This is a genomic window from Acidithiobacillus sp. TH-A36, assembly GCF_057473445.1.
Window position 1 is genome coordinate 1 of sequence record NZ_JBYCKP010000138.1, and the last position, 4037, is coordinate 4037.

At 50.6% G+C, this 4037-nt stretch carries 6 protein-coding genes; 3 read left to right on the top strand and 3 right to left on the bottom strand.

Annotation, left to right across the window (positions count from 1 at the left end; translation table 11 throughout):
• A partial coding sequence (locus tag AC2VLY_RS03820) for a cytochrome ubiquinol oxidase subunit I (protein WP_486892869.1) occupies positions 1 to 940 on the bottom strand: 940 nt, incomplete at its 3' end.
• 270 nt (positions 941 to 1210) lie between these two features.
• On the opposite strand from AC2VLY_RS03820, the gene AC2VLY_RS03825 reads away from it, so the two are divergent.
• From AC2VLY_RS03825 to AC2VLY_RS03835, 3 genes are all read left to right on the top strand, one after another.
• On the top strand, positions 1211 to 1843 hold the full coding sequence (locus AC2VLY_RS03825; RefSeq protein WP_486892868.1) for an SPOR domain-containing protein: 633 nt from the start codon (positions 1211 to 1213) through the stop codon (positions 1841 to 1843).
• A 63-nt stretch (positions 1844 to 1906) separates the two neighbouring features.
• Positions 1907 to 2578, top strand: a complete 672-nt coding sequence (locus tag AC2VLY_RS03830; protein WP_486892867.1) for a Crp/Fnr family transcriptional regulator — start codon at positions 1907 to 1909, stop codon at positions 2576 to 2578.
• Positions 2579 to 2745: 167 nt separating this feature from the next.
• The gene (locus AC2VLY_RS03835) at positions 2746 to 3225 is read left to right on the top strand and encodes a hypothetical protein (RefSeq protein WP_193649722.1); all 480 of its coding nucleotides are present in this window, start codon (positions 2746 to 2748) and stop codon (positions 3223 to 3225) included.
• 41 nt (positions 3226 to 3266) lie between these two features.
• Here AC2VLY_RS03835 and atpC read toward each other — a convergent pair whose 3' ends face one another.
• Positions 3267 to 3782, bottom strand: coding sequence for an ATP synthase F1 subunit epsilon (atpC, locus tag AC2VLY_RS03840; protein ID WP_486892866.1), 516 nt, complete (start codon positions 3780 to 3782; stop codon positions 3267 to 3269).
• Positions 3783 to 3809: 27 nt separating this feature from the next.
• Positions 3810 to 4037: hypothetical protein (locus AC2VLY_RS03845; RefSeq protein ID WP_486921791.1), on the bottom strand; the 228-nt coding region annotated here is incomplete at its 5' end.

Here is a 4037-nt window from a genome sequence, read left to right on the forward strand (position 1 = left end):
CCATACCGGTGACTACTCCGTCCCAGGTATGGGTTTCGAGCAAGCTGAGAACATGGGGAATCTGGATGGAGAACAGATTTTTTCCTGCTGAAACATCGGGAATGGCCATCAGATTCCAGCTGGTGTTGGGCTTACCATCGGGCAGATAGGTGTGGAAATGGCCTTCCATGGCGGCGAGCGAGGTGGGCTGGTCGTGTGCCACTTCCCGACCCAGTTCGTCACCAATAAAAATCTGCAGTGGCGTGATAATGATCAGCGCCAGCAAAGTCGGCTTCAGGAGTTTGGTAAACAGATCTGCATGACGATTTTTGAGGATGAACCAGGCGCTGACTGCCGCAAAGAAAAACAGCGCTAATTCTACGGTAGCTACCCACATATGCGGAAAGCCGATATTAAAGTTCGGGTTGAAAATGGCTTGCCACCAGTTGGTGACCTGAAACAGTCCATCTTTCAGTTGAATTCCGGTGGGAGACTGCATCCAGCCATTGGCGACCAGAATCCACATGGCTGAAAGACTGGATGAAAGGGCCACGTTGAAGGTGGCAAAAGCATGCATGCCCTTGCCGATTTTGCCCCAGCCAAAAATCATCAGGCCAATGAAGCCGGCCTCGTACATGAAGGCGGTGATGGTTTCAAAGCCGAGAATGTTTCCGAAAAAAGGGCCAACAGCCTGGGAGAAAGGGCCGTACAAAATGCCGAAGGCCATTTCCATGGTCACGCCCGTGGCCACACCAGCGCCGAAATTGACGATAAACAGCTTTTCAAAGAAGCGCTGCAGGCGGTACCAGTGTTCATTGCCGGTCTTCAGCCAGGCCACCTCCAGAAAAAATAGCAGCCACGACATGCCAATGGTCACCGGAGTCCAGAGAATATGCATGGAGGTGATGAAGGCAAAATCGAGGCGACTGAGAAGCACGGGTAAAGTGTCTTCAATAATCATAGTTGAATCCTCGTGAACGGTTGTTTTTAGGTGTTGCTGACTGGGATAAAAGCATCTTTTGTTCCTGACTGGTTTGCTCGGATTAGGCTCATATAAAAACATGATCTTATATTATTATTCGATTATTAAGTCGCTATTTTTGGTTCATTTCACTCATGATGCACTGGTTCATATCAACCGCAGTGGGTTATATAAACCAGTTTCTTCAAGCTAGGCTTGTGCCGACCAAAATTGTAGTATGGGCATACCTTGGTGAGCTTCGGAGTGCGGGTGAACCGCCAAAAACACATGAAAAATACAGATAATGTCGCCAGACCGACCCGGGAGATGCAGACCGGGCACAAGCGTTTGGGTGTACTGCTTTTCATTATTTTTTTGCTGGTCATTTTGTTGGCTGTGTCCTTTATCTGGAAAAGTGCATTGGTTTCCGAATCCGGGAAAGCCAAAATGACTACTTCAGGTGCCACCAGTGTATTCCTGACCTTGCCGAAAACGCTTGCCGCTACCGGTTCAGCAGTATCCACAGCTAATACGCTGTTGTTGACTTCTGCAACCAGATCGCCTTCTTTACCGGTGCCTGCCATGTCATCTACAAGTCCTGCCAAAGTTGCAGCAGGCGTTCCCGCATCTGTTAAACCGGTACCCATTCCCCATGCTTGTCAGCGGGCGGGTTGGTATGTGCAACTGGGTGCTTTTGGAAAAGTCACTATGGCGGAGCAATTGCTTCAGGAAGTCGGGAAAGCGGGTGTCAAAGCCTGCGTGGGGACACTTTCCGTCAACCATCTGTTTCGGGTACTGGTAGGGCCACAATCCAGTAAAAGTGATGCGGGATCAGCAGCCATGGGAATTGGCAAAAAATCGGGACAGCAAGGCGCTTATCCGCAGTACTGGGCACCTGAGTAAAGGTGCGGCATATTTTTTCAGGTAGTTATGAACCATAAACGCTCCGATTGTCAGCGATGTCGCATGCGCGCCCAAAGCATTTTTGCCGGATTGACCCCCGAAGAGCTCTGTAGTCTGGGTATGGAAGTAGAGGATATGGAATCCGGGCACGGGGCAGTTCTATATCGGACTGGAGAACCCGCCCGATATGCCTATACCCTGCGGGAAGGTGCAGTAAAGTTGTCAAAATCTCTGGAAAACGGTCAGGAAGTCATCGTTCGTATTCTTCATCATGGCGACCTACTGGGTTTTGAAGGTATGCAGGGCGAGCCTCATCGTCATACGGCCATTGCACTGGCGCCGAGTCAGCTCTGCCGGCTGGATCTGGCAGAACTCCAGCGCTTGTCGGAACGATTACCCAAAGTTCAGGCAGCTATTTTGCAGCGCTGGCAGGACGCTCTGCAAAGCAGTGAAGAGCAGATTGTCGAGTTGGGTGCCAAACGGGCTGAGGCGCGTCTGGCGACTTTTTTGCTGCAATGGTCGCAGCGCTATCCGCAATTGCGCAGTTTGCCTTTCCCGTTGACGCGAACAGATATCGCCGCCTTTCTGGGGCTTTCTACCGAGCATGTCAGTCGGATTATGGCAGATTTCAAGCGTCAGGCATTGATTCAGGAGCAGGGCGGTCAACTGGAAATCTTGAAACCAACAAGTCTTGCACATATTGCTGGCATGCCTGATGCGCATAAAACCGACTAAATCAGTCAAAATTGATTTTTCTCAATGCCGTTCAGCGGTGGCTGCAGGATACTCTCCACTGAGTAAGTTCTGATGAGGTTGTATTCAGCAGATATCAAAAATGATTGATGTAGCCGCCCCGGCAAATCGTCTGGGCGGCGTACAGACTTAACTTTAGGAGTATCCCTATGTTTCCACAACAAAATATGCATGTTGGCATGCGTGGGGCAGGTCGTGATCCTGTCCGGGCTGCCCGTCATCAGCATGACCAGAATGTTTTCCATCGCCTTCTGGCGCTGCACAATGATATTCAGCGTGATCTGGAAATCCTGCCCGATGGGATTCGCTCGCGAACCCGTTCGCACAATCCGGAAGTGGTCACTTTATTGCATGATCACGTCCCTGCCATGAAACAGCGCTTGCACGAAAATTTTGGTCTGCGTTTTTGGGATCCGGCTTTTGCCGAGTTGTTTGCTCAACATGACAAAGTGCATATGGAAGTCAGCCTGCTTCCAGATGGTGTGATGATTGAAGAACGTAGCGATGATCCCAATGTGGTGACCCTGATTCAGGCCCACGGACAAGTGATCAATTTGTTCGTGGCCCATGGTGAACAGCAGGCGCAACAGGAAAGTCCGTTGCCCGCTGAGTATGTCCGGGTTTTATAAGATCGCTCGTTCTGGGCCTGTCAGCGACTCATTCGCAAGATTCAGTCTTCCAGTGCTTGTACATTAATATTCGGGACGCCTTCCAGAGGGGGGCGTTCCCAGTCATATTCCCGCTTTTCATTTCCCGGGCTTGCCTGCTGATATTTTTGAAAGGCCCTGAGCTTGGCCAGTTCACTTTGCAAAGCCAATTCAGCGGCGACAAAATCCATTTCTGAAGCCTTACGCTCTTTCAGGATACGCTCAGCGGCGCTGATACGATTTTGGCTGAGTTTGGGGTCAATATCGCTGACGCGTAGTCCGTTGTTGGCCAGAACCGTCACCATTTCGTGCTGAACTTCTACCATTCCGCCTTCAATGAAAAGAATTTCCGGCGGTCCTTCAACGGGGGTGATGCGTAACTCGCCAGCCTTGAGAATGCTGATTAACGGTGCATGACCGGCCAAAATGCCCAGTTCACCCAATTCACCGGGCACAACCACAAAAGTGGCTAGACCAGTATAGATTTCGCCATGCACATCGACGATCTGAAGATGAAAATGACGTGACTTTGCGATCATGGTATTTCTGTGCTCCAGATAAAATGCTTAAGCATGCGTCAGTTTTTGTAGAAGAGGAACCTTGATCTGGTCCAGCAACAGCGTGTAGACAACAGTCGCTCCCAGCAGACAAAGTACAAAAATCCAGGGGATAGGGGCCATCAACCATCCCATGATGGCCAGAATGCTGACAATCAGGATGTCTATCAGACTGGCGACGCTGAGGAATGTTCCGGGGCGGGAAGCCCAGAGGTGACCGCGCTCGCGGACCAGAAA